General features: G+C 72.6%; 24 protein-coding genes. 18 read left to right on the top strand and 6 right to left on the bottom strand.

Features of this window, described 5'->3' with window-relative positions; genetic code table 11:
- Nucleotides 1–5 precede the first annotated feature (5 nt).
- Complete coding sequence (locus ADK57_RS20645) at nucleotides 6–800, bottom strand: alpha/beta fold hydrolase (RefSeq protein WP_053750948.1); 795 nt, start codon at nucleotides 798–800, stop codon at nucleotides 6–8.
- A gap of 76 nt (nucleotides 801–876) precedes the next feature.
- Here ADK57_RS20645 and ADK57_RS20640 point away from each other — a divergent pair, with 76 nt between their 5' ends.
- Nucleotides 877–2,208 (top strand): PLP-dependent aminotransferase family protein, encoded by a 1,332-nt coding sequence (locus ADK57_RS20640; protein WP_053750983.1) that lies wholly within the window; start codon nucleotides 877–879, stop codon nucleotides 2,206–2,208.
- On the opposite strand, the gene ADK57_RS20635 is transcribed toward ADK57_RS20640, so the two are convergent.
- Entirely contained in the window at nucleotides 2,114–3,010 is an 897-nt protein-coding gene (locus ADK57_RS20635) for a hypothetical protein (RefSeq protein ID WP_053750947.1), read from the bottom strand. The genes ADK57_RS20640 and ADK57_RS20635 overlap by 95 nt on opposite strands.
- 180 nt (nucleotides 3,011–3,190) lie before the next feature.
- Here ADK57_RS20635 and ADK57_RS20630 point away from each other — a divergent pair, with 180 nt between their 5' ends.
- Nucleotides 3,191–3,766 carry an SH3 domain-containing protein gene (locus ADK57_RS20630; RefSeq protein ID WP_053750946.1) on the top strand — a complete coding sequence of 192 codons (576 nt, stop codon included), beginning with the start codon at nucleotides 3,191–3,193 and terminating at the stop codon, nucleotides 3,764–3,766.
- A 77-nt stretch (nucleotides 3,767–3,843) separates the two neighbouring features.
- Here ADK57_RS20630 and ADK57_RS20625 read toward each other — a convergent pair whose 3' ends face one another.
- Nucleotides 3,844–4,320 (bottom strand): hypothetical protein, encoded by a 477-nt coding sequence (locus ADK57_RS20625; protein WP_420711876.1) that lies wholly within the window; start codon nucleotides 4,318–4,320, stop codon nucleotides 3,844–3,846.
- Between the two features lie 204 nt (nucleotides 4,321–4,524).
- Here ADK57_RS20625 and ADK57_RS20620 point away from each other — a divergent pair, with 204 nt between their 5' ends.
- The 4 genes from ADK57_RS20620 to ADK57_RS20605 are packed head-to-tail and all read left to right on the top strand — an operon-like array spanning nucleotide 4,525 to nucleotide 10,192.
- Complete coding sequence (locus ADK57_RS20620) at nucleotides 4,525–5,712, top strand: hypothetical protein (RefSeq protein WP_053750944.1); 1,188 nt, start codon at nucleotides 4,525–4,527, stop codon at nucleotides 5,710–5,712.
- A gap of 58 nt (nucleotides 5,713–5,770) precedes the next feature.
- On the top strand, nucleotides 5,771–6,133 hold the full coding sequence (locus ADK57_RS20615; RefSeq protein ID WP_053750943.1) for an effector-associated constant component EACC1: 363 nt from the start codon (nucleotides 5,771–5,773) through the stop codon (nucleotides 6,131–6,133).
- 4 nt (nucleotides 6,134–6,137) lie between these two features.
- Entirely contained in the window at nucleotides 6,138–8,768 is a 2,631-nt protein-coding gene (locus ADK57_RS20610) for a substrate-binding domain-containing protein (protein WP_053750942.1), read from the top strand.
- A 38-nt stretch (nucleotides 8,769–8,806) separates the two neighbouring features.
- The gene (locus tag ADK57_RS20605; RefSeq protein ID WP_053750982.1) at nucleotides 8,807–10,192 is read left to right on the top strand and encodes an extracellular solute-binding protein; all 1,386 of its coding nucleotides are present in this window, start codon (nucleotides 8,807–8,809) and stop codon (nucleotides 10,190–10,192) included.
- Here the strand turns inward: ADK57_RS20605 and ADK57_RS20600 are convergent, their stop codons facing one another.
- Nucleotides 10,193–11,428 (bottom strand): amidohydrolase, encoded by a 1,236-nt coding sequence (locus tag ADK57_RS20600; protein ID WP_053750941.1) that lies wholly within the window; start codon nucleotides 11,426–11,428, stop codon nucleotides 10,193–10,195.
- A gap of 214 nt (nucleotides 11,429–11,642) precedes the next feature.
- Nucleotides 11,643–12,131 (bottom strand): MarR family winged helix-turn-helix transcriptional regulator, encoded by a 489-nt coding sequence (locus tag ADK57_RS20595; RefSeq protein ID WP_053750981.1) that lies wholly within the window; start codon nucleotides 12,129–12,131, stop codon nucleotides 11,643–11,645.
- Between the two features lie 136 nt (nucleotides 12,132–12,267).
- Between ADK57_RS20595 and ADK57_RS20590 the strand changes: the two genes are divergently transcribed.
- The 9 genes from ADK57_RS20590 to ADK57_RS20550 all read left to right on the top strand — a co-directional run bounded on the left by ADK57_RS20590 (nucleotide 12,268) and on the right by ADK57_RS20550 (nucleotide 22,814).
- Nucleotides 12,268–12,894: a nitroreductase family protein gene (locus tag ADK57_RS20590; protein WP_234390331.1), complete on the top strand. Its 627-nt coding sequence runs from the start codon at nucleotides 12,268–12,270 to the stop codon at nucleotides 12,892–12,894.
- A gap of 85 nt (nucleotides 12,895–12,979) precedes the next feature.
- Nucleotides 12,980–13,663, top strand: a complete 684-nt coding sequence (locus ADK57_RS20585) for a phosphoribosylanthranilate isomerase (protein ID WP_078973243.1) — start codon at nucleotides 12,980–12,982, stop codon at nucleotides 13,661–13,663.
- Between the two features lie 154 nt (nucleotides 13,664–13,817).
- Complete coding sequence (gene upp / locus ADK57_RS20580) at nucleotides 13,818–14,483, top strand: uracil phosphoribosyltransferase (RefSeq protein ID WP_078973241.1); 666 nt, start codon at nucleotides 13,818–13,820, stop codon at nucleotides 14,481–14,483.
- Complete coding sequence (locus ADK57_RS20575; RefSeq protein WP_053750939.1) at nucleotides 14,480–15,406, top strand: EamA family transporter; 927 nt, start codon at nucleotides 14,480–14,482, stop codon at nucleotides 15,404–15,406. Before upp ends, ADK57_RS20575 begins: the two co-directional genes overlap by 4 nt.
- Nucleotides 15,407–15,615: 209 nt before the next feature.
- A complete protein-coding gene (locus ADK57_RS20570) occupies nucleotides 15,616–19,464 on the top strand; it encodes an amino acid adenylation domain-containing protein (protein WP_053750938.1) in 3,849 nt (1,282 codons plus the stop codon).
- An 86-nt stretch (nucleotides 19,465–19,550) separates the two neighbouring features.
- Nucleotides 19,551–19,805, top strand: a complete 255-nt coding sequence (locus ADK57_RS20565; protein ID WP_053750937.1) for a tautomerase family protein — start codon at nucleotides 19,551–19,553, stop codon at nucleotides 19,803–19,805.
- Nucleotides 19,802–20,731 carry a pseudouridine-5'-phosphate glycosidase gene (locus ADK57_RS20560; protein WP_053750936.1) on the top strand — a complete coding sequence of 310 codons (930 nt, stop codon included), beginning with the start codon at nucleotides 19,802–19,804 and terminating at the stop codon, nucleotides 20,729–20,731. Before ADK57_RS20565 ends, ADK57_RS20560 begins: the two co-directional genes overlap by 4 nt.
- A 29-nt stretch (nucleotides 20,732–20,760) precedes the next feature.
- Nucleotides 20,761–21,831: an alkene reductase gene (locus ADK57_RS20555; protein ID WP_053750935.1), complete on the top strand. Its 1,071-nt coding sequence runs from the start codon at nucleotides 20,761–20,763 to the stop codon at nucleotides 21,829–21,831.
- Nucleotides 21,828–22,814, top strand: coding sequence for a ribose-phosphate diphosphokinase (locus ADK57_RS20550; protein WP_053750934.1), 987 nt, complete (start codon nucleotides 21,828–21,830; stop codon nucleotides 22,812–22,814). The genes ADK57_RS20555 and ADK57_RS20550 overlap by 4 nt, the downstream gene beginning before the upstream one ends.
- Nucleotides 22,815–22,841: 27 nt before the next feature.
- On the opposite strand, the gene ADK57_RS50520 is transcribed toward ADK57_RS20550, so the two are convergent.
- Nucleotides 22,842–23,015, bottom strand: a complete 174-nt coding sequence (locus tag ADK57_RS50520) for a hypothetical protein (protein ID WP_199830636.1) — start codon at nucleotides 23,013–23,015, stop codon at nucleotides 22,842–22,844.
- Between the two features lie 155 nt (nucleotides 23,016–23,170).
- Between ADK57_RS50520 and ADK57_RS20545 the strand changes: the two genes are divergently transcribed.
- The 3 genes from ADK57_RS20545 to ADK57_RS20535 all read left to right on the top strand — a co-directional run bounded on the left by ADK57_RS20545 (nucleotide 23,171) and on the right by ADK57_RS20535 (nucleotide 26,386).
- On the top strand, nucleotides 23,171–24,520 hold the full coding sequence (locus ADK57_RS20545; RefSeq protein WP_053750933.1) for a helix-turn-helix domain-containing protein: 1,350 nt from the start codon (nucleotides 23,171–23,173) through the stop codon (nucleotides 24,518–24,520).
- A 70-nt stretch (nucleotides 24,521–24,590) separates the two neighbouring features.
- On the top strand, nucleotides 24,591–25,595 hold the full coding sequence (locus ADK57_RS20540; RefSeq protein WP_053750932.1) for a permease: 1,005 nt from the start codon (nucleotides 24,591–24,593) through the stop codon (nucleotides 25,593–25,595).
- Nucleotides 25,596–25,633: 38 nt separating this feature from the next.
- Nucleotides 25,634–26,386: a TIGR03943 family putative permease subunit gene (locus ADK57_RS20535; protein WP_053750978.1), complete on the top strand. Its 753-nt coding sequence runs from the start codon at nucleotides 25,634–25,636 to the stop codon at nucleotides 26,384–26,386.
- Nucleotides 26,387–26,408: the final 22 nt, after the last annotated feature.

Genomic DNA, 26,408 nt, shown 5'->3' with positions numbered 1-26,408 from the left:
CGAGACTACGAGCGGCCGTCCACCCGCGCCAGGAACTCCCCGAGCGCCCCGTTGAACTCCTCCGGCCGCTCCAGGTTCGGCATGTGTGCCGCGCCCTCGATCACCCGCAACGTCGAGTCGGGGAGCGCCGCATGCATGTCCTGTGCGTCGGAGACGGGCGTGTACGCGTCGTCGGTGCCCACGACGACCAGTGCGGGGACGGTGACGCGGGTCAGCAGTTCGCGGTAGTCGGGGCGGCCGGCGCGGGCGCGGAGGGCGGCGGCGGCACCCTGGGGCGGGGCGGACGTCATCATGCGGTGGACGTGGGCCTTCACCTCGGGCGAGGCGTACGGCGCCACCATCTTCTCCAGCACCTCGTCGGCGTACCCCCGCATCCCCTCCCGCAGGAGCCGGTCCGCCATGGCGTTGCGGGACTTCACGCCCTGAGGTGTCTCGGGCGCCGGGAAGGTGTCCGCGAGGACCAGGCCCCGGATGCGGCTCCCGAAGCGCCGGTAGCCGTCCATCACGACCTGGCCGCCCATCGACAGCCCGGCGAGGACGAAGGTCTCGACCAACAGGTCGTCGAGGAGCGCCTCGATGTCCTCGGCGAACTCCGCGAACCGCGTGACGCCGGGGGTCCGCGGGGACTCGCCGTACCCGCGCAGGTCGGGGGCGATCACCCGGCGCGTGGCGGGGAACTCCGCGATCTGCGGGGCCCACATCGTGCGGTCGAAGGGGTGGCCGTGGACCAGGACGAGGGGGACCGCGGAGATATCGGTACCTTTGTCCTCGTACGCGAGGAACTCCGGGAAAGGGGTCATGTGAGCGACCCTAGATCGCTCCAACTCGTCGGTGCAATAAGATCTTTGCCCTCGGTGCAATCTGATGGGGGACCCCGTGGACGACTACCGGCGCCTGGCCGACCGTCTGGCCGACGACATCACCGCCGGACGGCTCAAGCCCGGGGAACGGCTGCCTCCGCAGCGGGCGTTCGCGCGGCGGCGGGGGATCGCCGGGTCGACGGCGGGGCGGGTGTACGGCGAACTCGTCCGGCGGGGGCTGGTCGTCGGGGAGGTGGGACGCGGGACGTTCGTGCGGGCGGCCCCGCCTGCCCCCATGAGCCGGGCGCTCACCGAGCCGGCCACGGTCGCCCCCGTCAACCTGGAGCTCAACTACCCGTCCGCACCGGGGCAGTCGGAGCTCCTGGCACCCGCCCTCGCGCCCCTGCTCCGCCCCGACGTCCTGGCCGAGGCACTGCTCCCCGCCCCCGCCGACGGCACCACGTCGGCCAGGGACGCCGCGGCAGCCCTCCTCGCCACCCCGGGCTGGCAGCCCGGCCCTCGCCAACTGCTCTTCACCGGCAACGCCCGCCAGGCCGTCGCCGCCACGCTTGCCTCCCTCGTCCGGCCCGGCGGCCGTGTCGGCGTCGAGCCGCTGACGTATCCCGTGGTCAAGGAGATCGCCACCCGGCTCGGCATCACGCTGGTGCCGCTGGCGGCGGACGAGGACGGTCCGTCGCCGGAGTCCGTGGCCGCCGTCCACCGCACGGCTCCCCTCTCGGCCCTGTACGTGCAGCCGACGCTGCACAATCCGACGTCCGTGACGATGAGCGAGCAACGGCGTCGGCAACTCGCCGACACCGCGACCGACTTGGGCATTCCGGTCGTCGAGGACCGCATCTGGTCCTTCCTGGCCGACAGCGACCCCCTCGCGGTCCACGCTCCCGGCATCACGCATGTCGTCGACGGTCTGTCGAAACGGGTCGCCCCCGGGCTCACCGTCGGATTCGCCGTCGTACCGCCGCATCGGGTCGAAGCCGTGGCCGCCGCGATCCGGTCCGGGGGCTGGAGTGCCGGCCGGTTCGCGCTGGAGGCGGGCGTGCGATGGATCGGGGACGGCGCGGTGGCGCGGCTGGTCGCGGTGAAGCGGGCGGACGCGGGGCGCAGACAGCGGATCCTCGAAGAGGAGCTGCACGGGTTCGCCGTACGGTCCGATCCGCGCGCCTATTACGCCTGGTGGGAGCTGCCCGCCCCCTGGCGCGCGGACACCTTCACCGCCGCGGCCGCCGCGCACGGCATCGCCGTCACGCCCGGGCCCGCCTTCGCCGTCGACCCGAGCCGCACGCCGGACGCGGTCAGGCTCGGGCTCGCGTCGGCTGCTGTGGGGGATCTGCGGCGGGCGCTGCGGACGCTGGCGGACGTCGCACGAGATGGCCGTACCGGCCGATGAGCCAGCAGGTCAGGGCCACCGTCACACCGACGGCGACCAGCAGCCAGGAGACCGTGCGCAGGGTGGCGGTGAGGGCGTCGTAGATCGCGCCCGCGGCCGGCTGGTGGGCCGGGTCGGGCAGGTCGGCGAGGGTGAGCCGGCGGCCGACGGCGACCGCGAGGCCGAGGAGGGCGCCGCCCAGGGCCGTGCCGAGGGCGGTCGCGGTGACCGCGCGGCGGCGGCAGGCGGCGACGGCGATCCCGGCGACCGCGAGCACGGCCGCCGTGACGGGCAGCCAGAAACCGGCGACGTCGAGCACGTGGAACCCCTTCCGGAGCCGGGTCAGGTCCTCGGCCGGGAGCACCGGGACCTCGGTGTGCCTGACCGGGATGCGGTACGCCAACGGCACGTGGTCCGCGGTCAGTCGGTCCTTCACCTCGGCGGCGACCGGCGCGAGGTCCACCGTCACCGCGCCCTCGCCGCCGCCCCGCAGCGCGCTCAACACCGCGTCGTGCACAGCTCGGTTGCCCGCGTCCCAGGCCGTGCGGAAGGCCTCGGTCCGGGTGAACGAGCGCACCGCGTCCCGGACGAAGGGGCGCATCTGCCCGCCGACGCCGGCCTCTTGCACGATTCCGGAGCCGACGGTGTCCGCGATCGCGTCGCACACGTCCGGGTCGGCGGCGAGCGGCGCCAAGGTGGTGACGTACCGGTTCGTGTCGGCGAGCCCGTACGCCACCCAGGCCGCCAGCGCGCCGAACGGCACGAGCAGACAGGCCAGGGCGATGAGTACGGCCGACAGGGCGTTCCGGAGTCGTGTGGGCACCCTTCCAGGCAAGACGGGCGGGGGCGGGGGTGCGAGCGGCGTGACTGCATATGGGCGCACGGGGCAAGCCGAACGGGAACCGGGCGGCCGCAAGCCTTGGCGGAACTGGGGATTCCGCTCTCCGGTGGAGGGTTCACCCGAACGGGTGTTTCCTGGATCTGGGGAGAAGGAGGCCGATTCATGCGCACCACTCCGGCCCTGCGGACCCTGGCCGCGATCCTGCTCAGCGGCGGCACCTTCGCCGTCGCGGCGGCGGGAACCACGGCAGCAGCCGCGACCCCGCCGACCTACGCCGACGGACACGGCAGCGGCGGATCCGGCGGTCCGATCTGGGGCACCATCGTCTCCGGTACCGCCCTGAACGTGAGAGCGGCGCCCACCACCCACTCAGCAGTCGTCGACCGGCTCTCGCCCGGCAGCCAGGACCGTGTCGAGTGCAAGGTCCGCGGCCAGAGCGTCAACGGCAATGCGTACTGGTACTGGTTCGTCGGCGCCCAGGGCTGGGTGAGTGCCGACTTCGTGGACACCGGCGGGCGCTGGGTGCCGACCTGTTCGGACCCGTGCCCGGAATGGAAGAACGACGCCTGGGCCAACCCCGACTGGAACGACCCCAGTTGGAACGAGTCCTGGGCCGTGTCGAGTTCGGGTTCCTGGAGTGTCTCCGGTTCCGGCTCCTGGAGCGCCTCGGGCTCATGGAGCTGGAGCGCGGCCGGATCCTCGTCGGGCGGCTGGGAGTGGCTTCCGGTCGTCCGGTGAGTGGAGGGATGAGGGATGAAGGAGACACAGGGGCCCCGGCTACCGACCGGGGCCCCTGTGCCGTTCAGCTGTGCCGTTCAGCGGATGCGGTTTCCCTCCGCGTCCTCGCGCGTGTAGTAGCGGTAGAAGAACACGGCGAAGATGGCCGCCGCGACCACCAGTCCCATGACCGCCGACCGCAGGACGCTCGCGCCGGTCTGGCCGTACAGGAAGCCGAAGGCCGCTCCGGCGAAGCCGGACTTCGTCAGCGAGTGCAGCTCCCGCTTCAGACGCGGGGCGAACGTCGCCACGGCGAGGCACAGCACGATGAACGCGATCGCGGTGACGAAGCCGAACAGGACGTTCCAGCCGGTGATGGGCCCGCCGTCGCGCCGGTTGGCCGCGGCCCAGTAGCCGTAGACGAGTCCCAGTACGACGGGGATCGCGTACCTCGCCACCGTGTGGACCCGCTCGCTGAACAGGTCCGGTGTGCGGGTCGGCCGGGTCATGCCTCGCCGGGCCGGACGACGGTGCATGCCGCGCATTCCGCCGGGCCTGGGTGCCGCCTGAGCCATGAGAGCACTCCTCTCTCCTCGCCCCCGCCTTCCAGAGCACACCTGGGGACAGGCCCTGGCAAGTCGGCGGACAGGGGTTTCCGGTGCCCAGGCGCCTTCGGCGGGGCGCCGGGGCAGGCTCGTTTGCAGTCCTGAGGCCCACCTTTGCACCCGCAGCGGTTACGGTGCTGCCGTAAGTGATCGACGGGGGACGGGGAGGGACCGATGCCGGGAACCGTGCTACTGCTCGCCGCATCGCCGGTGGGCAAGGGCTGTCTGGTGGACGCGGCGTCCGTGCTCCCCGTGCTCGCGGCCGTGCCGCCCGCCGTGCTGTCCGGCACCGACACCGCCAACGTCGTCGAGCTCGCCGACCCGCTGGAACCCCAGGCCGTCCTGACCCGGCTGCGGGCCGCCGCGACGGCCCCCGGCCCGCTGACCGTCTTCGTCACCGGCCAGCTCCTGCTCGACCGCCGCCAGCACCTGCCCCACCTCGCGCTGGCCCGCACCACCTCGGCGACCGTCCGCTACACCGGCTTCCCCTGGCACTGGATCCGCGAGGAACTGCGCCTGCGCACGCCGGGGACCACGACCCTGCTGCTCGATCTGCACGCGGACGCGGAGACCTGGGCCTGGTTGCGCGCCCACCCGCTCGACTCCGGCCGCAGCAGCGCGGTGTACGGCCGTATCGCGCCCCCGCCGTCGTCCCGGCGGACGGTGGCCGCGCCGGCGTACATGAAGGCGATCGCGACGATCCTGCGCAGCGGCTGGCGTCCGCCGGTGGAGCAGTTGCATGAGCAGGCGTTGGCCCGGCTGGGAAGCGACGGGTACGGGGACCTCGTGCTGGGGGTGCCCGGCGCCGCCGTTCCCGAGGGCCCCGCCCCCAGGCCCCCGTATCGGCCTGAACGGCCTCGTCCTCAGGTGCCGGAGGGGCCGAACACAGCCGAACGGCGTCGAGTCGACGTCGTCGGCCCGCGTCAGGAGCAGCCCGACGACCCCCACGTCGCCATCACCACCGCCGTCCAGGACGGCCGTCACGACGCCGCCGACGCCCTCGCCGCCGAGCACGAGCAGGCCGCCGTACGGGCCCACGGCAGGGCCTCCGAGCAGGCCCTGCACTGGGCCGAGGTCCGGGCGGATCTGGCGATGTTCGCGGGGGATCCGGTGCGCAGTTGCCGGACGTGGCTGGCGGTGGCGTCGGCCCGGCTCGGCGCCGGGCAGGCGGTGGACGCGCCCGCAGTGGAGGCGGCCGTGGACCGGGCCCACCACCAGTGGGGGCAGATCGGCGACCCGGCACCGGCCCGTGAACTCGGGGCCGAGCTGGCCGGCCTGCGGGCCCGGGTACCGGGACGCCGCGAGGGCGCCCTGGACCACATCCAGCGGCAACTGAGCCAGCTGCAGACGCTCAGCTCGTGAACATGCGACCCCGCCGACCCCTCCCCTGACTCCAACCACGGTGCCATGATGGTGAGTTATGGCTGAGGGGGATGGAGTGGCCAACCAAGGCATACGCGTTCGGCTGGACGGGACCGCGAGCGAGAGTGACGTCGGCGCTCTGCGCAAGTGGCTGGAGCGGGAGAAGCCACTCGACGAACTGGTGCGGGCCGGCCGGCTGCAGATTCACGAGCAGCGCAAGGCGGACGAGCCCGGTGCCCCGATGGGCGTCGGCATGGACATCGTCGTCGCCGTCGTCGGGGCGGGCGCGGCCACCGTCTTCAAGGAGCTGCTGACGCAGGTCAAGCAGTCCGTGGAGGCCTGGCGGGCCAACCGCAGAGAGGTCGAGGACGGCGATCCGCCCGAGGGTCGTGTCGACACCGTGGACCTCGACGACAGGTAGGCCGGTGACCCGCTTCGACCCGCGTGGACGGGTGAACCGGGCGCTGCTGGTGGGGGTCTCCGAGTACGACCTCACGAAGCCGCCGCACGGCGTGCCCGGCGACCTACCCGCCGTCAAGCACAACCTGAACCGGCTCCGGGACGCGCTGCTGCGGGGCCGGGTCTTCGGCGAGCACGAGATCACGGTGGCCCGCTCGCCGTCCCTGGACGACTTCGACCACGCCCTGCGCAGGACCGCCGGGGAGGCCGAGGGGCTGCTGTTCCTGTACTTCACGGGGCACGGTGCCATCCCCAGCGCGGGCGACGAGCTGTTCCTGCAGATGCGCAACGCGAGCGTGGTCGCGGGCGGGCACGCGGTCTTCCCCGGCGCGGAGGTGTTCACGACCGCCCTGACCGTGCTCGCCGCCGGTCCGGCCGAGCGGATCGTGGTGGTCCTCGACTGCTGCTTCGCCGGCAACGCCGCGTGGATCTGGGAGACCTTCCGCGACAAGCGGCGCGTGCTGCTGCTGATGAGCGTGCAGGCCAACCACCGCACCGACGCGGGGGACGGCGCGGCACCGACGCCGTTCACCGGGGAGCTCGTACAAATCCTGGAGCAGGATGAGGAGTTGGGCTTCCAGGAACTCGCGGACCGGCTCCGGGACCGGATGGCGGCAGCGGGGCACAAGACGATGCGAGAGGAGCCGTGGGAGCCGCAGAGCAGGACGGAGCCGGGTGAGGACGTCCTGTTGTCCGCGCGGTCGGCTCCGTCGGTTCGGTGGGCGATGGGCGGGGCGGGACCGTGGCCCTCCGGAGGGCAGCGGGGTCCGCGCGAGCAGCCCGGCGACGAACGGGATCAGCGCCCCTCCCGTCTGCGCACCGCCGCGGCAGCCGTCCTCGACCCTCTCCACAGCGGCGCCACCGCCGTCACCCGCGCCTACCGCCGCCTGTGGGCCGCCGGCCGCCCCGGCCTTCGCGTCACCCTCGTCCTCGCCGTCGCCCTCGTCGCCGTGGGCTTCGGCTCCTACAGCATCGTCACCCTCAACGGCGGCCGGTCCTCCTGCGCGCCGCCGCTCGAACTGCGGGTCCTGACCGACCCCGACCTCGAACCGACGGTGAGCGCGGCGGCGGAGGCCTATCTGACGTCGGACGAGAACACCACCGGCGACGGCTGCCGGCGCAGCGGCATCACGGTCTACAGCGCGGGTTCCGCCGACGCGGTCACCGCACTCGCCGGGCAGTCGGACGCCTGGCAGGAACCCCGGGACGAGGACACCAACCCGCAGCGGGACGTCGGCCCGCAGCCGGACGTCTGGATCCCCGCCACCGCCGCCGATGCCGCCCGGGTCAAGGCCGCCCAGGACACGGACGCCGTGGCCCGCCTGGACCCCGACGACGATCCGCTGGCGTACTCCCCGGTCGTGCTCGCCGTCCCGAAGCCCCTCGCCGCCGACCTGGACGGCCGTGTCGAACCCTCGCTGTCCCTGCTGATCACCGCCCTGCGCGAACGCGACGCGGATGCCGAAGTGCGCCGCTCCGACCCGGAGTTCGCGGCCTCCGCGCTGCTCGCCACCGTCGGCCTGTACGCCGGCGGAGCCGACCCGGGCGGGGCGGAACTGAAGGTCGCGCAGCCGGGGCCGCCCTCTCCCACGGCCGCCGACCTGCTGTGCACGCTGCCCGACGACGACGCGGTGGACGACGGCACCGCCGCCCTGGTCCCAGAGTTCCTGTTGAGGAGCGGCGTCGGCTGCGACCGGGCGACCCGGACGCCCCGGGTCGCCCACTACCCCGGCGACGTACCGGGGCTGGAGCCCACGTTCGTGCGGGTCCGCTGGCAGGACGCCGACCGGGACGAGGCGGCGCGGGACGAGGCGGCCGAGGACTTCCGCACCTGGCTCACCGGTGAGGAAGGGCGGGCCGCGTTCGCCCGGGACGGCTTCCGTTCCGCGAGCGGCGAGCACCCCCTGCTGGACGCCGACGGTCCGGTCCCCACCGGGGTGTTGTCGGCGCCGTCGCCGCTCACCGAGACCGCCGGAGGGGACGAGATGAAGAAGGCGCTCGACGGCTACCGCGCCGCACACGGTCCCGGCCGCGTCCTGTTCCTGCTGGACAGCTCCGGTTCGATGGCCTCCCTGTGGGAGGGGCCCAGCGGCGGGCCCGGCCTGCTCAGGCAGTCCCTGGGCGGGCTCGGGGGCGGGGACGAGTACGGCGTGTGGGCGATGTCCGGGACGTCCGGCGCCGAGCGCCCGTACGAGACCCTGCTCCCCTTCGGCCGTCACACCCGCAAGGACGCCGAACGCGCCGTCGACGCGGCCCGCGTGCGGGACGCCGAGGCCGACCCGCACGCGGCCCTGCTCGCCGCGCTCGACGACCTGAGCACCCGCGGCCCGGCCGGACGCCCCCGTCTCCTCGTGCACATCACCGACGGCGAGGACGACGACCGGCTGACCGGCACGGACCTCGACGAGGTGCTGAACAGGGCCCGGACGGCGAAGGTGCCGGTGGCCATGGTGTCCCTGGAGACCGGCGGCTGCGACCCGGGCAAACCGGCCGCCCGCATCTCCGCCGCGAGCGGCGGCCGCTGCCTGGACGCCGACGAGGACCCCGGCGCGGGCCTGACCGACGAGGTCGCGCGCGCGGGGAGGGGGGAGGACTGATGGCCGGAAGCGGCACCCGCGGCGGCACCGCACGACTGATGGCGCTCCGCGGCACCGGAGCGCGCCTCGCGGCCCTGCTGACCGTCCTCCTGGTCACGGCGGTCACGGCGTGCACCGGCGGCGACGCCGGGGAGTCCGCGAAGCCCGCCGCCGACGTGCCCGGCGACATCGTCGTCGCCAGCGGCCGGGACGTCACCGGCAAGAACGGCATCCGTCAGCAGCTCATCGACGCCTGGAACCGGCAGCAGGAGAAGGCCGGCACCGGCTACCGCGCCCGCCTGGTCGAGCTCCCGGGCAGTGCCGACGAACAGCGCAGCCAGCTCCTCGGCGCCCTCCAGTCCGGCAGCGCCGCCTACGACGTCGTCAACCTGGACGTCACCTGGGTACCGGAGTTCGCCGCCGCCGGCCTCGTGCGCGGGCTGCCCGACGCGGTGCTGGACGACGACATCATCAAGTCGGTCGCGGACACGGCCCGTTGGGACGGCAAGGTGTACGCGGTGCCGTTCAACAGCGACGTCGGACTCCTCTACTACCGCCGCGACCACCTCCGCGCGGCGGGCATCACGCAGACCGACCTGAGCACGGGCGTCGACCGGGCACGGCTCCAGGACACCATCCAGTTGCTGGAGGACAAACCGCCCAAGGGCTATGAGCAGGGCTGGACCACCCAGCTCGCCCCCTACGAGGGCCGCACGGTCAACGCCGTGGAGGCGTTCGCGTCCGCGACGCCGGACCTCGCGCTCACCGACGCCGAGGGCCGCTACATCGCCACCGTCGAACAGTTGACCGAGGGCATCGCCGAACTCCGGCAGCGCACCGGTAAGCCGTACACCCTCCAGGACGCGGTCCACTCCGACGAGGGCGCCTCACTCGCCGACTTCGCCGCCGGCCGCACCGCCTTCCTGCGCCACTGGCCCTACGCCTACCGCACGCTGCACCAGACCTTCACCGCCGAACAGCTCGGCGTGGCCCCGCTGCCCGGCCGGGCGGTGCTCGGCGGCCAGAACCTCGCGGTGACCGCCGCGTCGCAGCGGGCGGGCAAGGCGGCCGAGCTGATCGGCTTCCTCACCGGCAGGGAGAGCGAACGCTGTCTGCTGGACGCGGGGTTCGCGGCGACGCGGGCATCGGCGTACGGCAGCGCCCCGGTGAAGTGCCCCCTCACCGCGGCGAGCCCCTCGCCCTCCCCCACCGGCGAGGGTGCCGACCGCATGCCCCGCGACAAGGCCGGCCGCCCCGCCTACGCCGGCCGCATCCTCCTCCCGGCGCTCCGAAGTGCCGTCCAGCGCCCGCGCACCCCGCTGTACGGAGCGTTCACCCAGACGTTCACCGCCCAGCTCGGCGCCTTGTTCGGCGACCGCCCGCCGACCGACGCCCAGCTCGCGCAAGGCCTGGACGAGGCGCTGCGGAAGGCGCTGCCGGACTAGCTACACCAGGTGCGCGAGGGCCCCGGACACCAGCGCCCGTACGCCCGGGGCCAGCGTCGACAGGTCCGGTGCGAAGCGGGGGCTGTGGTTGCCGGGGACGGCCGCGAGCTTCTCGGACAGGTCGTCGCCGGGTGCCGCGTCCCACACGTCGGCGGGGGTCGTCGCCACGAACCAGTACGCGTACGGCATCCCGTCCTTGGCCAGATGCGGGAAGTCCTCGCTGGCCATCGCCGGGCCGGGGTCGAGGACGGTCCCGGCGCCGAAGACCTCGCCGTGCACGGCGGCGACCCGCCGGTCCGTGTCGGCGTCGTTGACGGTGACCGGGAAGGACGCGCCGACCGTCACCTCCGGCTCGCGCGGGCAGCCGGCCGCCGCGCACTCGCCGGCCGCGATCCGTCGTACCGCCGCGATCATCCGGTCGCGGACCTGCTCGGACCGGGTGCGGATGTTGAGGGAGATCCGGGCCTCGGGCGGGATGATGTTGGGCCGGGTGCCGGCCTCGATCCGTCCCACGGTCAGGACGGCGGACTCGGCGGCCGCCACCTCGCGCGAGACGACGGTCTGGAGCCGGGTGACCAGGAAGCACGCCGTCACCACCGGGTCGACGGCCGTCTCGGGGCGCGAGCCGTGCCCGCCCACCCCGTGGACGACGATGTCGAGGTCCGTCGAGGCGGAGAGGATCAGACCGGGCACGTGCCCGTAGAACCCCGTCGGGCCCGGCACCGCGTGCTGGCCCAGCAGCACGTCCGGGCGCGGGAACCGCTCGTACAGCCCGTCGGCCACCATGCGGGCCGCGCCCAGCCCCGTCTCCTCGGCGGGCTGTCCGACCACCAGCAGCGTGCCCGACCAGGTCTCCCGCCCGGCGGACAGGGCCTGCGCCGCGCCGGCCAGCCAGGTCACGTGCAGGTCGTGGCCGCAGGCGTGCATCAGACCGGGCGTCTCGGAGGCGTACGGCAGCCCGGTCTCCTCCCGCACCGGCAGCGCGTCCATGTCGGCGCGCAGCAGGACGACGGGGCCGTCGCCGTTGCGCAGGACGCCTGCGACTCCGGTTCCGCCGATGCCGTCGGTCGTCTCGAACCCGGCCCGCTCCAGGCGTTCGGCGAGCTTGCCGGCCGTGCGGTGTTCCTTCAGGGAGAGCTCGGGATGGCGGTGGAGGTCCCGGTAGAAGTCCTCCAGGGCGGTCACCGGGAGGCCGGCGGTGAGGTCCAGCGCGGTGCGCGCGGCGGGAGAGGTCACGTCGGCAGCGTACGCGGGGGCAGGTCGCCCGCACGGCGGAAAGCCGGAAGCGTCCCACCCCCCTCCGGCGGTACACCGTGGACGCCGCCCTCCGGCCACCTGGGCCGCCTTCGTCAACGGCGTCGCCGACCGACCGTGGGGCCGCTCGCTCCAGCGCGCCACTGCCAGGAAGCGAGCGGTCCGACGGCAGCGCGACAAACCGCCCGTGCCGAGATCAGCGCGTGTCCCCCAGTGACACGAGCAACGTCCGCAGCAGTGCGTTGAACTGTTCGCAGTCCTCGGCGCCCAGTCCCGACAGCAGCTTGCGCTGGTTGCTCACGTGGCCTTCCACCACGTCGTCGACCCGGGTCCGGCCCTCCTCCGTGAGGGCGATGTGGAGGCTGCGCCGGTCACCGGGTACGGCCTCGCGGGTGACCAGGCCCTGGGCGACGAGGCGGTCCACGCGGTTGGTCAGGGCGGCGGAGCCGATCATGACGCCGGCGGCCAGCTCCTTCGCGGTGAGCGGTCTGTTGCTCCGGCGCAGGGTGGCGAGGACGTCGAACTCCCAGGTCTCCATGCCGTGTTCGGCGAAGTAGTCCTTGAGGCCGGCGCCGACGAGCCGTGAGAGCCGCATGATGCGCCCGACGGTACCCATGGCGTCGAGGTCCAGGTCCGTGCGCAGGACGGTCCATTGGTCGAGGAAATCGTCGACGGAGTCGCGCAAGACGGTCACCTCCCCTTCATTAATTCGATGTCAAACCGTTTGACTAAGTTCTAGCGTACTGCTTAGCTTCTCGATGTCAGATAGTTCGACGTCGAAAGGCCGGATCGTGACGACCGCCGAGGCAGATCATTCCACCGTGGCGCGGGTCATCCGCACGCGCCGCAGTGTCCGCCACTACCGGCCGGACCCGGTCCCCGCCCCGCTGCTGCGCGAGCTCACCGACCTGGCCCTGGAAGCGCCGTCCAGCTTCAACCTCCAGGCCCGCTCGATCGTCGTCGTGGCCGGCGAGGAGGGGCGTCAGGCCCTCACCCGGGCCACCGGAGGCCAGCCGCATCCCCAGGAAGCGCCGGTCATGCTGGTCTTCGTCGCCGAGTCCGCCGCCTGGTGCGAGGACCGCGGGGACATCTGGGAGACGGCCCTCGAGGGCGGTGCCTGGTCGGGGAAGTTCGCCGCTGCCTCGCCCGACGACGCCCGTGCCTTCTACGAGGACCCGAGCCGGCGTGGCCTGGAGCGCGAGTACGCCGTCAAGGACGCCATGATCGCCGCCTCGTTCCTGATGATCGCCGCGCAGGCGGCCGGTCTCGCCACCAGCCCGATGAACGGCTGGGACGAGGAGGAGGTCAAGAAGGCCATCGGCGTCGACGGACGCGACGACGTGCACATCGCCCTGCTCATGCCGCTGGGCTACCCGGCCGAGACCCGGCTCCACCCGGGCCGCCGGGACCGTGCGCTGACCTGCTTCAGTGAGTCGTACGGCCGCTGAGGCGCTCCGCGAGAACACGTTTGCCATTCAATCAATCACGTCGAACAACTTCACCAGCAGGTTCTTCAACAGGGGGATGGTCTTCATGACCACTGTGAACAAGCTCGTCCAGGTCGCCGGCATCATCGACGCCGCCGAAGCCGACATGGTCATCGCGGAGGGCGCCGACTGGATCGGCTTCGCCCTGCGGCTGCCGTCCGGCAAGGACGACATCGCCGAGCAGGACGCCGCCGTCATCATCAAGGGCCTCGACGCCCCGCACGCCGGCGTCCTCATCAGCTACCTCACCGACGCCGAGGAGGTCAGCGAGTTCTGCCACGAGCTCGGTGTCGTGGCCGTACAGCTGCACGGGGACGTGGCGACGGAGGAACTGCGCCGGCTCAAGGAGATCCGGCCGGAGCTGTTCGTCCTGAAGTCCCTCGTGGTCAAGGAGGACAACGCCGACGAACTGCTGAAGCTGGTCGACGAGACGCACCCGTACGTGGACATGTACATCACGGACACGTTCGACCCGAAGACCGGCGCCAAGGGCGCCACCGGCCTCACCCACGACTGGAGCGTCTCGGCCGAGCTGGTCCGACGCTCCCCCAAGCCGCTGATGATGGCGGGCGGTCTGAACCCGGAGAACGTCGGCGACGCGATCCGCACGGTCCGCCCCGCCGCCGTGGACGCCCACACCGGCCTCGAGGGCCCCGACGGACGCAAGGACCGGGCCAAGGTCGCGAAGTTCGTCACCGAGGCGCGCCGCGCCTTCGACGAGATCGCCTGACCCTCCCCGGACAGGGGCGGCCGGTCCGGGGACAGCCCGGCCGCCCCGCTGCCCCGCCTGCTCCTTCGAGTTCGAGCCGTACATCCCGCAAGGAGCACGCGGCACACCCCGGCGCACCGAGGAACACCCCGAGGACCACCGAGGAGATCCCGTCGTGACCACCGGCCACAACGTCCACCCCCTTCCGCAGACCGACCAGCTCCGCGCGATGCACACGATCATCCGCGACCGGGACTGCGCCCGCGAGGACTTCGTCTTCTACTCCCGCCGCATCATCCGCCTCCTGCTGGAGTCCGGAATGGACCTGCTCCCCTTCACCAAGAAGGAGGTCACCACTCCGGTCGGCACCACCTACCACGGCCTGGAGTTCGCCGCCGAGCTGTGCGGCGTGTCCGTGATCCGGGCCGGCGAGGCCATGGAGGGCGAGCTGCGCGATCTGCTGCCCGGCGTCCGGATCGGCAAGATCCTGATCCAGCGCGACAAGCAGACCAAGCAGCCCCACCTGTACTACCGGCACCTGCCCGCCGACATCGCCGAACGGCACGTGCTGCTGCTCGAGCCGATGCTGGCCACCGCGGGGTCCGCGCTCGCCGCCGTCGACGTCCTGCTGGAGGCAGGCGTGCGCGAGGACCGCATCATCATGATCAATTTTCTGTCGTCGCCCGAGGGCCTGCGCCGCGTCGCCACCGAGCGGCCGCGCGTGCGGATCGTCACCAGCGCCATCGAGGACCGGATGAACGAACACGCGTTCATGATTCCGGGCATCGGCGACTTCGGCGACCGGTTCTTCGGCACCACCGATTCCGGAGCCCGGACATGACCAGCCAACGCCTCGCGACCACCTCCGCGGTCACCGCCCTCGCCCCCGCCGTATGGGGCTCCACCTACCTGATCACCACCGAGTTCCTGCCGCCCGACCGGCCCCTGCTGGCCTCGACCGTACGGGCGCTGCCGGCCGGCCTGATCCTCCTTGCGGCCACCCGGGTTCTGCCGAAGGGCAGTTGGTGGTGGCGGGCGATCGTGCTCGGTGTCCTGAACATCGGTGCGTTCTTCTACTTCCTCTTCCTGGCCGCCTATCACCTGCCCGGTGGCGTGGCCGCCCTCGTCATGTCCGTCCAGCCGATGATCGTGCTGCTGCTGGGGGCGGTGCTGCTGGGGGACCGCATCAAGCCCGTGCACGTGGCCTCCTGTCTGATCGCCGCGGCCGGTGTCGCCCTGCTCGTCCTCCAGCCGCACGCGGGCCTGGACGGCATCGGCGTGGTGGCCGGTCTGCTGGGCGCGCTGTCCATGGCCGCCGGCATCGTGCTGACCAAGCGGTGGGGCCGCCCCGAGGGCGTCACCCTGCTGACGTTCACCGGCTGGCAGCTCACGGTGGGCGGCCTGTTCCTGCTGCCGATCACGCTGGCCGGCGAACCGCTGCCGGACCACCTGACCTGGGGCAACGTCGGCGGCTTCGCCTACCTCGGCATCATCGGCGCCCTCGTGGCCTACGTCCTGTGGTTCCGCGGTCTGTCCCGGCTTCCCGCGCTGGCGGCCTCGTTCCTGTCGTTCGCCTCGCCGCTGTGCGCGACGATCCTCGGCTACCTCTTCCTCGACCAGTCGCTGCGCCCGCTGCAACTCCTCGGCGCCGCGGCCGTCGTGGGAGCCGTCGTCCTCGCCCAGCCCCGCGCCGGGAAGCCCGCGCCGCCGGCGGCGACAGAGAGCCCGGCCGTCGGCCGCGTGGCGAACGACGCCCGCGTCTGAAACAGCCGTACGCACAAGCCGTACGAGAAGCGACAGCACGCCTGCCACAAGGCGACACCACGCCTACGAGAAGCGACAGCACGCCTACGAGAAGCGACACAACGCCCACAACCGGCGCGCGCACCAGGGAAGCGCGCGCCGTGCGTGAGTGAGCATCCGCATATCACCGCCCTGAACGGGGCGTATTTCTTCCGGGGGGAAACACCGTCATGAGCACCCGTGCGCCGATACCCGGCGTGTCCCACATGGGCGTCTCGCTGCCCGCTCTCCTTGCCCACCAGGCCCGCCTGCGGTCCGACGACATCGCCGTCACCCTGCCGCAGGCCTCCGGGGAGAGCGGTCACCTCACCTTCGGCGGGCTGGACGCGGCCGCCCGCCGGCTCGGCACCCATCTGGTCCGGCTCGGCGTCGAACCGGACACCTGCGTCGGTCTGTTCACCGAGCCGTCCGCCGAGCTGATGACCGGCGTGTGGGGCATCCTCACCGCCGGCGCCGCCTATCTGCCGCTGTCCCCGGACTATCCGGAGGACCGGCTGAGATTCATGGTCGAGGACTCCGGAGCCCGGGTCGTCGTCACCCAGGACCATCTGCGCGAGCGCGCCCTGCGCCTGGTCCCGGAGGGCACCACCGTCGTCACCGCCTCCGACGTCCCCGACCTGCCACCCGTCCCGCTGCCGCAGAACCGCGGCCACCACCTCGCGTACGTCATCTACACCTCGGGCAGCACCGGCCGCCCCAAGGGCGTGATGATCGAGCAGCGCAGCATCGTCTCCCAGATGCAGTGGCTGGCCAACTTCGGTCACCTGGGCCCCGAGGTGTCGATCCTGCAGAAGACGCCGATGAGCTTCGACGCGGCCCAGTGGGAGATCCTGGCGCCCGTCACCGGTGCCCGCGTCGTGATGGGCGCGCCCGGCATCTTCCGGGACCCCGAGGCGATCGTCACCACGATCTGCGAGCACCGGGTGACCGCCCTGCAGGCGGTGCCGACCCTGCTCCAGGCTCTCGTCGACACCGAACAGCTGGGCGCCTGCTCCTCGTTGACGAGGGTCTTCTCCGGCGGCGAGGCCCTGACCCGCACCCTCGCCAAGGACCTGTTCGCGGCGCTGCCCGGGGTGTCGGTGGTCAATCTGTACGGGCCGACCGAGACGACGATCAACGCCACCTCGCACTGGATCGACCCCGACACCCTGGGCGGGGCACCCTCCGGGATCGTGCCGATCGGCACCCCGGCCGACAACGTCACCTGCTACATCCTCGACGAGAACCGCCAGCCGGTGGACATCGGCGAGAGCGGGGAGCTGTTCCTCGGCGGCGCCCAGGTCGCCCGCGGCTACATCGGCCTGCCGGAGCAGACCGCGGCCCGGTTCGTCACCTCGCCCTTCAACCCGACGGAGCGGCTGTACCGCACGGGCGACCTGTGCCAGTGGAACCCGGACGGCACGATCCAGTTCATGGGCCGTACCGACAACCAGGTCAAACTGCGCGGCTACCGCGTCGAGTTGGAGGAGGTGGCCTCGCGCGTCGAGGAGCACCCGTGGGTACGGCGGGCCGCGTCCGTCGTCACCGACGACCCGCGCACCGGGAGCAAGGCCCTCGTCGCCGCGGTGGAGCTGAACGAGCGCACCGCCGCCGTCATGGACCAGGGCCGCGGCGACGCCGCCCACCACCAGTCCAAGGCGTCCAAGCTCCAGGTCAAGGCCCAGCTGTCCAACCCGGGCCTGCGCGAGCCGGAGGAGCTGGCGGGCCGCGAAACGGTCGAGCTGCCCGGCCGGGAGGCGACCGCGGCCCAGCGGCGGGCGGCGTTCGCCCGCAAGACCTACCGCTTCTACGACGGCGGCCCGGTCACCGCCGCGGACGTCCTCGGTCTGCTCGCCCCGCGCCCGGTGTCGTCGTACACCCGGCCCGTCGGCGAGCTGTCGTCGGCCGAACTGGGGGAGATCCTGCGCTGGTTCGGCCCGTTCCGCAGCGCGGAGCGGCTGCTGCCGAAGTACGCCTACGCCTCCCCGGGCGCCCTGTACGCCACGCAGATGTACCTGGAGGCGAGCGGGCTGCCCGGTCTGGAGGCGGGCCTGTACTACCACCACCCGGTCGACCACACCCTCGTCCGCCTCGGTGACGTGTCCGAGGGTTTCCCGGCGCACGGGCTGCGGGTCCACTTCGTGGGCAAGCTGCGGGCGATCGAGCCCGTGTACAAGAACAACATCGCCGAGGTGCTGGAGTTCGAGGCCGGCCACATGGTCGGCGTGTTCGAGGAGGTCCTGCCCGCCCACGGCCTGACCATCGAGCCGTACGGCTTGGAGCCGTCGGTCAAGGACCGGCTCGGCGTGGCCGACGAGGACCTGTACCTGGGCACCTTCGCCGTCACCGGCAACGACGGGCGCGTGCGGCCGGAGCAGGTGGACCTGTACGTGCAGGCCCACGAGGAGCGCGTCCAGGGGCTGGCCGCCGGTCTGTACCGGTACCGGGGCGGGGAGTTGGAGCCGATGGGCTCCGACGTCGTCGAGAAGCGGCACGTCATCGCGATCAACCAGGGTGTGTACGAGCGGGCCGCGTTCGGAGTCAGCGCGGTGGCCCGCCCCGACGCCGAGTGGCTGCGCTACGTCGTCCTCGGCACCGCGCTGCACCACCTCCAGCGGCGGCCGGACTTCGGCCTCATGTCGTCCGGCTACTCCTCCAAGTCCGGCCATCCGCTGCCCGCCTCGCGCCGCCTGGACGACCTGCTGGCCGCCGCCGGTGAACCGGCCGCGCCCGCCTCGTACTTCTTCGTCGGCGGCCGGATCAGCGACGAGCAGGCCGCGCACGAGGGCATGAACGAGGACGCCGTGCACACCAAGGGCCCGGCGGAGATGATCCGCGACGACCTCACGCGGTTCCTGCCGGACTACATGATCCCCGCCCGGGTGCTGGTGGTGAACGAGCTGCCGCTGACCGCCAACGGCAAGATCGACGCCAAGGCCACCGCCCGCCTGCCGGAGATCGCCCAGGCCCGCACGTCGGCCGAGTACGTGGCGCCCGCGACCGCCACCGAGCACTGGCTGGCCGGCGAGTGGGGCCGCGCGCTGAAGTACGAGGACGTCTCCACGCAGGACGAGTTCTTCGCCTCCGGCGGCAACTCCCTGCACGCGGTGGCACTGGTCAACCGGATCAACCGGGAGTTCGGCATCACCCTGCCGCTCCAGGTCGTCTTCGAGTCCCCGAAGCTGGCCGACCTCGCCGCCCGTGTCGACGAGGGCGCCCCGAGCCGCGTCTCCCGCCTCGTCCCGCTGCACGGCGGTGGCGCCGGGGACCGCCCGGTGTTCTGCTGGCCCGGCCTCGGCGGCTACCCGATGAACCTGCGCCTGCTCGGCCGCGAGGCCGCCCCCGACCGCGCCTTCTACGGCGTCCAGGCACACGGCATCAACCCGGGTGAGATGCCGTACGGCACGATCCGCGAGATGGCGATGGCCGACGTGGCCGAGATCCGGCGGAACCAGCCGTCCGGTCCTTACACCCTGTGGGGCTATTCGTTCGGCGCGCGGGTGGCGTTCGAGGCGGCGTGGCAGCTGGAGCAGTTCGGCGAGAAGGTCGACCGGCTGCTGCTGATCTGCCCCGGCAACCCGCGCGTGCGCACCGAGGACGGCCGGCAGTGGGGGCGCGAGGCCTCGTACGCCAACCCCGCCTATGTGACCATCCTGTTCTCCGTGTTCACGGGCACGATCCACGGGCCGGAGCTCCAGGAGTGCCTCACCCGGGCGGTCGACGAGGACTCCTTCGTCGGGTATGTGTCCGGTCTGCTGCCCCAGCTCGGCGCGGAAACGATCCGCCGGATCACCCGGATCGTCACGGAGACCTACGAGTTCGAGTACAGCTTCCGCGAACTGCGCGAGCGCCGCATCGAGGCGCCCGTCACGATCTTCAAGGCGCGGGGCGACGACTACTCCTTCGTGGAGGACAGCTCCGGCTACTCCGCCGCACCGCCGCGGATCGTCGAGCTGGAGGGCGACCACTACGGCGTGCTGAAGGAGCACGGCGTCGGTGAACTCGTCGCCGCCATCCATGACATGACGGGTCGTCGGTAACACCCGTCATCCGCAGACTCCTCGCCCCCGTGTGACACCCCCGCCACGGGGGCGAGGTCCCCGGAACCCCGGAAAGGAGCCGTGCGATGCCGCACGTCAGCATCAGGCACTGGCCGCGCACCTTCACCGACGCCGAGAAGGCGGACCTGGTCGCGGCGCTGACCGAGACGATCACGAAGGGCTTCGGCTGCGAGCCGGGCGCGGTGTCGATCGCCGTGCAGGCGGTGGAGCAGTCCCGCTGGGTCGCCGAGGTGCACGTGCCCGAACTCGAGGCGCGCGCCCACCTGTTGTGGAAGCAGCCCAGCTACTCCAAGCCCGTCCCGACCGAAGGAACCTCATGAGCACGATCCCCCTCGTCTTCACCGAAGAGGTCCGTGCGGCCCTGCACGAGGGCCGTCCGGTCGTCGCGCTGGAGTCCAACGTCATCACGCACGGCCTGAAGTACCCGTACAACGCCGAGACCGCTCACCTGGTCGAGGCCGCCGTCCGCAAGGGCGGCTCGGTGCCGGCGACGATCTGTGTCGAGGACGGCGCGATCCGGGTCGGCATGACCGAGCGGGACATCGAGCGGTTCGCGTCCGAGCCCGGCATTCCGAAGGTGTCCAGCCGGGACCTGCCGATCGTCCTGGCGGGCGGCGGCCGGGGTGCGACCACCGTCGCCTCCTCGCTGGTGGCCGCCGAGCTCGCCGGGATCCCGTTCTTCTCCTCCGCGGGGCTCGGCGGGGTGCACCGGGGCGCCGAGACCACCATGGACGTCTCCTCGGACCTGATCCAGCTGACCCGCTCCAAGGTCGCGGTGGTGTGCGCCGGGGCGAAGATGATCCTCGACCTGAAGCTGACCATGGAGTACCTGGAGACGCACTGCGTCCCGGTCGTCTCCTACGGCTCCGACGACTTCCCCGCGTTCTACTGCGCCTCCAGCGGCGTGAAGTCCCCGCACCGCATCGACGACGAGGACCTGATCGCCAGGGCCGTCGGCCTGCACTGGGCGGCCGGCCACCCCGGCTCCTTCGTCGTCACCACCCCGCCCCGCGCCGAGGACGCGGTCGACGCCGCCGAGGCGGAGGCCGCGATCGCCGACGCGCTCGCCCAGGCCGAGCGGGACGGCGTCACCGGCCAGGGCCTCACCAAGTACCTGATGCACGCGGTCGACCGGGCCACCGGCGGCCGTACCGCGCAGGCCAACATGGCCGTCCTGATCTCCACCGCCGAGGTGGGGGGCCGGATGGCCGCCGCGTACGCCCGCCTGCGCACCGACCACTCGTGACCACCGCCACTCATAGGGAGACCACCCGCATGACCTCGCTGTTCGACTCCGTGACCTTCGGCAAGATCCCGCTGGCCAACCGGTTGGTGATGGCGCCGATGACCCGCAACCGGGCCAAGCCGTGCGGCGGCGCCACCGAGCTGATGGCCGAGTACTACGCCCAGCGCGCCTCCGCCGGCCTCGTCATCACCGAGGGCGTGCAGCCCTCCCAGGTCGGCCAGGGCTTCCTCAACACGCCCGGCCTGCACCACCCCGAGCAGGTCGCGTCCTGGCGGGCGGTGACCGACGCCGTGCACGCCGCGGGCGGCCGGATCGTGGTCCAGCTGATGCACTCCGGCCGGATCGGCCACCCGTCGCTGTACGACAGCGCCCACACCTCCGTGGCGCCCTCGCCGGTCGCCGCGGCCGGCCAGTGCTTCACCCCGGGCGGCATGCAGGACTACCCGGTGCCGCACGAGCTGACGGTCGACGAGATCGCCGCGACCGTACGGGACTTCGCGACGGCCGCCCGCAACGCGGTCGAGGCCGGCTTCGACGGGGTGGAGATCCACGCGGGCAACGGCTTCCTGCTGCACCAGTTCCTCGCCGAGAACACCAACCACCGCACCGACGCCTACGGCGGCTCGATCGCGAACCGCATCCGCTTCACGGTGGAGGTCGCCGAGGCCGTCGTCGCCGCGATCGGCAACGAGCGCACCAGCATGCGCATCTCGCCCGGCAACCCCTACAACGACATCGCCGAGGGCGACACCGAGGCCCTGTACGCGGCCCTGGTCCCCGCCCTGCCGGAGCTCGCGTTCCTGGAGGTGTGCGAGATCGTGACCCGCCCGGTGACGCGGGCCGTGCGCGACCTGTGGCGGGGCAACCTGGTGCTGAACCCGCACGCCGCGCCGGACTCCTTCCCGGCCACGGCGAAGTCCGCGCAGGAGGTGCTGGACGAGGGTCTGGCGGACGCCGTGTCGCTGGGCGCGCTGTTCCTCGCCAACCCCGACCTGCCCGCCCGGATCGCGGCCGGCGGCCCCTTCAACGAGGCCGACGAGTCGGCGTTCTACGGCGGCGACCACCGCGGCTACACCGACTACCCCGCCCTCGGCCGGTGAGGGGCGAACTCGCGAGGGGCGCCCGCAACAACGAGCGCACCCTGCTCCTCTTCGCCGGCCGGGCCCACCCGGACCTGGCCGGGAAGGTCGCAGCGGAGCTGGGCGCGCGCCTGGTGCCCACGCAGGCCCGGGACTTCGCCAACGGGGAGATCTACGTCCGTTACGAGGAGTCGGTGCGGGGCGCGGACTGCTTCGTCATCCAGTCCCACACCGCGCCCATCAACACGTGGATCATGGAACAGCTCATCATGATCGACGCGTTGAAGCGGGCCTCCGCCCGCAGCATCACCGTCGTCGCCCCGTTCTACGGCTACTCGCGGCAGGACAAGAAGCACAAGGGCCGCGAGCCGATCTCGGCGCGGCTGCTCGCGGACCTGCTGGCGTCGGCGGGGGCGGACCGGATCATCACCGTCGACCTGCACACCGACCAGATCGCGGGGTTCTTCGACGGTCCGATGGACCACCTGTTCGCGCTGCCGACGCTCGCCGACCACATCGCGGCCGGCAGCGATCACGGCCGGCTGACGGTGGTGTCGCCGGACGCGGGCCGGGTGCGGGTCGCGGACCGGTGGTGCGACCGGCTGGGCACCCCGCTGGCGATCGTCCACAAGAAGCGGGACAAGGACGTGGCCCACCAGGTCAGCGTGCACGAGGTGGTGGGCGAGGTCGAGGGCCGGGTGTGCGTGCTGGTCGACGACATGGTCGACACGGCGGGCACGATCTGCGCGGCGGCGGACGCGCTGTACGACAGCGGCGCGGAGGACGTCATCGTGGCGGCCACGCACGGCATCCTGTCCGGTCCGGCGGTGGAGCGGCTGAAGCACTCGCGGGTCAGCCGCTTCGTGTTCACCGACACCCTGCCGACGGCCGCCGCGACGGGCCTGGACAAGGTGCAGGTCCTGTCCATCGCCCCGGTGATCGCCCACGCGATCCGGGAGATCTTCGAGAACGGCTCGGTGACGAGCCTCCTCGACGACCTGTAGGCCGGGGGTGGGCAATCAGGGGTACGGCTAGCGACCGGCGGGAGCCGCGGAGCCCGTGACCTGCGTGGCGTGTTGCGCGGGCCGGGACTCCGTCGCTCTCGCCGGGCCCGCGTTCGCCGCCAGTACCAGGGCGGCGACCGCGACGACGGCGGCGACGATGCCCCTGGCGTAACGCTCGGTGGCGCTGGTGCGTTCAGGCACGACAACCTCGCAGCGGCGACAAGAACAGCAGGAACAGGAACACCCACGGCAACAACGAGAACAACAGAAGCAGCGGCGTATTAAGCATGGTTAATACGCCGTTTAACCTAGGGGCTGTCCGAGTCGAACGGCAAGAGGCACCAGGGGAGTTGGTCATGTCGGAGCGCGACGACCCGGTGACCATCGGGCGAAGGGTGCAGCAGCTGCGGATCGATCGCGGGCTGACCCAGAGGCAGGTGGCCGAACCGGCCTACACGCCCGCCTACATCTCCACCCTGGAAGCCGGCCGCGTCCGCCCCTCCGACGACGCGCTCAGGCATCTCGCCGAGCGGCTCGGCGTCGGCTTCGAGGAGCTGGCGACCGGGCGCCCGGCCCGCCTGGTCACCGAGCTGCGGCTGCATCTGACCGGCGCCCAGCGCACCTTGGCGACCGGTGCCACCGAGGCCGCGGCCGAGGGGTTCGCGGCGGTCCTCGCGGAGGCGGAGGCACACGGTCTGGTGGGCGAACAGGCCGACGCCCTGCTCGGGCTCGGCGAGTCCGGCATCGACACCGGCGACCTGGCCGCCGCCCGGCTGTACTTCGAGCGGGCCGAGGAGGCGCTCGCCCGTGCGGACGCCCCCCTCCCCGCCCGCGTCCCGGCGATCCGGGGCCGGGCCGTCGCTCACTACCTCGGCGGCGAACTCCGCTACGCCGTATACCTGTTGGAGTCCACCCTCGACGAGCTCAACCGCGGCGGCCTGCACGACCCCGACGCGCTGCTCCTCCTCTACGCCAGCGTCATCGGCCCCTACATGGACATGGGCGCCCACGCCCGCGCCGCCCAGGCCGCCGAACTCGCCCTCGCCCTCGCACCCCAGGCCGGCGACCCCGCCCTCGTGGCCCGTATGCACCGCTCGGTCGCCCGCACCCTGCTCGCCGAGGGCCGCATCGCCGAGGCCGACGCCTCGCTCGCCAAGGCGGCCGAGCTGTACCGGCAGCTCCAGCTCCGTACCGAACTCGCCAACTGCCACTGGATGCGCGGGTACGTCTACGCGCAGAACGGCGAACTGGGGCGCGCCGAGGCCGAGTTGCGGGAGGCCCTCACGATGCTCTCCGCCAAGCGGGCCGCCCTCTACTCCAGCCAGGTCGGCGTCGAGCTGGCCGACGTACTGCACCGGCGCGGCAAGTCCGAGGAGGCCGCCGCCCTGTTGCACGACGTGCTCAGCGACTTCACCGCCGAACGCGGTGCCCTGCACTCCGCCGCCGCCCACCGCCTCCTCGGCATCATCGCCGAGGACACCCGGGACACCGAGGCAGCCGAGGAGCACTACGTACGCGCCCTGAGCCTGCTGGAGCGCGCGGGTGCGGCCGGTGACCTGGCCGACCTGTGCCGGCTGCTGGGGGATCTGCTGCGCCGCACGGGGCGGGTGGAGGCGGCGCTGGACGCCTACCGGACGGGGCTCGGACACCGTACGGCCCCGGGGACGACCACCCTCGGGCCCGCGCCCGCACAGCCTCCTCTGTGACGAAACCGGGGCGGCCCACAGCGGTCCCGGCTACCGTGCGCTGAGACCAACGGACTACCGGGACAGGCACGTGGAGAACCAACGGACGGCGGGCGACAGCGTGCGCCTCGCCGTGCGCGCGCTCTTCTACGCCGTCTTCGGCGGGGCGGCGCTGCTCGCCATCGCGACGGTCGTGTCCGTCCTCGGGCCGATGCTCGCGCTCGATCTGTACACCCCGACCGTCGCCGCCTGGTGGACCGTCTTCACGGCGGTCGCCGTCCAGGGCGTGCCGTTCCTGCTGCTCGGCACGGTCGTCTCGGCGGCGATCGGAGCGTTCGTGCCGGAGAAGGTGTTCAAGCGGCTCCTCCCGCGCAACCAGGCCCTAGCGGTGCCGGTCGCGGGGGCCGCGGGAGTCGTGCTGCCCGGGTGCGAGTGCGCGTCCGTGCCGGTGGCCGGGAGCCTGATGAGCCGGGGGGTGGCCCCCGCGGCCGCCCTCGCCTTCCTCCTCTCCGCGCCCGCGATCAATCCGGTGGTGCTGGTGGCGACCTCCCTCGCCTTCCCCCGGCAGCCGGAGATGGTGCTCGGGCGGCTGGTCGCCTCGCTGGGGACGGCCGTGGTGATGGGCTGGCTGTGGGCCCGGTTCGGGCGGGACGAGTGGATACGACTGCCCAGGCGGCGCACCCCGGCCGGCGGGGGTGGTCTGCGGGCCTTCGGCGCCGGGCTCCAGCACGACTTCCTGCACGCCGGCGGGTTCCTCGTCCTCGGTGCGGCGGCTGCGGCGACCTTCGACATCGCCGTCCCGCGGTCCGTGCTCGACGTCTTCACCGGCTCGGCGTGGCTGTCGGTGCTGCTGCTGGCCGTCCTGGCCGTCGTCCTGTGCGTGTGCAGCGAGGCCGACGCCTTCGTCGCCGCCTCGCTCAGCGGCTTCTCGCCCACCGCCCGGCTGGCGTTCATGGTCGTCGGGCCGATGGTCGACCTGAAACTGATCGCCCTGCAGACGGGGACCTTCGGGCGTGCCTTCGCCGTACGGTTCTCGGCCGCGACCTGGGTGGTGGCCGTGGCGAGCAGCGTGCTGGCGGGGTGGTGGCTGCTGTGAGCGTACGACGGTACGGCTCCCCCCTCCTCCTCGCCCTCATGGGCGCGGCGATCCTGCGGATATCCCTGTTCAGCGAGCTGTACCTGCGGTACGTGCAGGCCTCGTTGCGCCCGTACCTGGTCGTGTCGGGGGTGGTGCTGTTGCTGCTGGGGGTGGTGATGGCGGTGGTACGGCGGTTCTCGCCCGCCGGCGCCGAACACGCCGAGCACGCCGAGCACGGGGAGCACGGGGAGCACGACGAGCACGGGGACCACGACGAACACGCCGAGCACGGGGGGCACGGCCATGACCATCACCACGGCCCCCGCGTCGCCTGGCTCCTCGCCCTGCCCGCCCTCGCCCTGCTGCTGTTCCCGCCGCCCGCGCTCGGGTCGTACAGCGCCGGGCGCGAGGCCGCCCAGCGGGCGGCGCAGGGGGTCGGGACCTTCCCGGCGCTCGCTTCCGGGGACCCGGTGGAGCTGACCCTCGCCGAGTTCAGCTCCCGGGCGATCTACGACAGCGGGCGGTCGCTGCGGGGCCGTACGGTCCGGATGACGGGCTTCGTCACGCACGGCGACGACGGCACCTGGTACGTCACCCGGCTCTTCGTCACCTGCTGTGCCGCCGACGCGACGGCGGGCAAGGTCGAGATGCGCGGGGACGACGCGCCGCCGGTCGACACCTGGATCACCGTGACCGGCACCTGGCATCCGAAGGGCAGGCTCGGCAGCGACGCGGCCTGGCCGCCGGTGCTCGACGTCAGCTCGGTGAAGCGGGTGGAACAGCCGGCGGATCCGTACGAGCAGCGATAGGGGGTACCCGGCGAGCGGACCA

Origin of the sequence: Streptomyces sp. MMG1533 (assembly GCF_001279775.1) — a bacterium.
Taxonomy (GTDB): domain Bacteria; phylum Actinomycetota; class Actinomycetes; order Streptomycetales; family Streptomycetaceae; genus Streptomyces.
This window is presented reverse-complemented; position numbering and strand designations above follow the sequence as displayed.

What these genes read in the sequence shown, in the direction of transcription:
- ADK57_RS20625 (WP_420711876.1), bottom strand. Translation starts at nt 4,320, where the DNA reads ATGGCTCAGGCGGCACCCAGGCCCGGCGGAATGCGCGGCATGCACCGT.
- ADK57_RS20630 (WP_053750946.1), top strand. Translation starts at nt 3,191, where the DNA reads ATGCGCACCACTCCGGCCCTGCGGACCCTGGCCGCGATCCTGCTCAGC.
- ADK57_RS20575 (WP_053750939.1), top strand. Translation starts at nt 14,480, where the DNA reads ATGACCAGCCAACGCCTCGCGACCACCTCCGCGGTCACCGCCCTCGCC.
- ADK57_RS20565 (WP_053750937.1), top strand. Translation starts at nt 19,551, where the DNA reads ATGCCGCACGTCAGCATCAGGCACTGGCCGCGCACCTTCACCGACGCC.
- ADK57_RS20570 (WP_053750938.1), top strand. Translation starts at nt 15,616, where the DNA reads ATGAGCACCCGTGCGCCGATACCCGGCGTGTCCCACATGGGCGTCTCG.
- ADK57_RS20615 (WP_053750943.1), top strand. Translation starts at nt 5,771, where the DNA reads ATGGCTGAGGGGGATGGAGTGGCCAACCAAGGCATACGCGTTCGGCTG.
- ADK57_RS20545 (WP_053750933.1), top strand. Translation starts at nt 23,171, where the DNA reads ATGTCGGAGCGCGACGACCCGGTGACCATCGGGCGAAGGGTGCAGCAG.
- ADK57_RS20585 (WP_078973243.1), top strand. Translation starts at nt 12,980, where the DNA reads ATGACCACTGTGAACAAGCTCGTCCAGGTCGCCGGCATCATCGACGCC.
- ADK57_RS20605 (WP_053750982.1), top strand. Translation starts at nt 8,807, where the DNA reads ATGGCGCTCCGCGGCACCGGAGCGCGCCTCGCGGCCCTGCTGACCGTC.
- ADK57_RS20535 (WP_053750978.1), top strand. Translation starts at nt 25,634, where the DNA reads ATGGGCGCGGCGATCCTGCGGATATCCCTGTTCAGCGAGCTGTACCTG.
- ADK57_RS20620 (WP_053750944.1), top strand. Translation starts at nt 4,525, where the DNA reads ATGCCGGGAACCGTGCTACTGCTCGCCGCATCGCCGGTGGGCAAGGGC.
- ADK57_RS20645 (WP_053750948.1), bottom strand. Translation starts at nt 800, where the DNA reads ATGACCCCTTTCCCGGAGTTCCTCGCGTACGAGGACAAAGGTACCGAT.
- ADK57_RS20560 (WP_053750936.1), top strand. Translation starts at nt 19,802, where the DNA reads ATGAGCACGATCCCCCTCGTCTTCACCGAAGAGGTCCGTGCGGCCCTG.
- ADK57_RS20555 (WP_053750935.1), top strand. Translation starts at nt 20,761, where the DNA reads ATGACCTCGCTGTTCGACTCCGTGACCTTCGGCAAGATCCCGCTGGCC.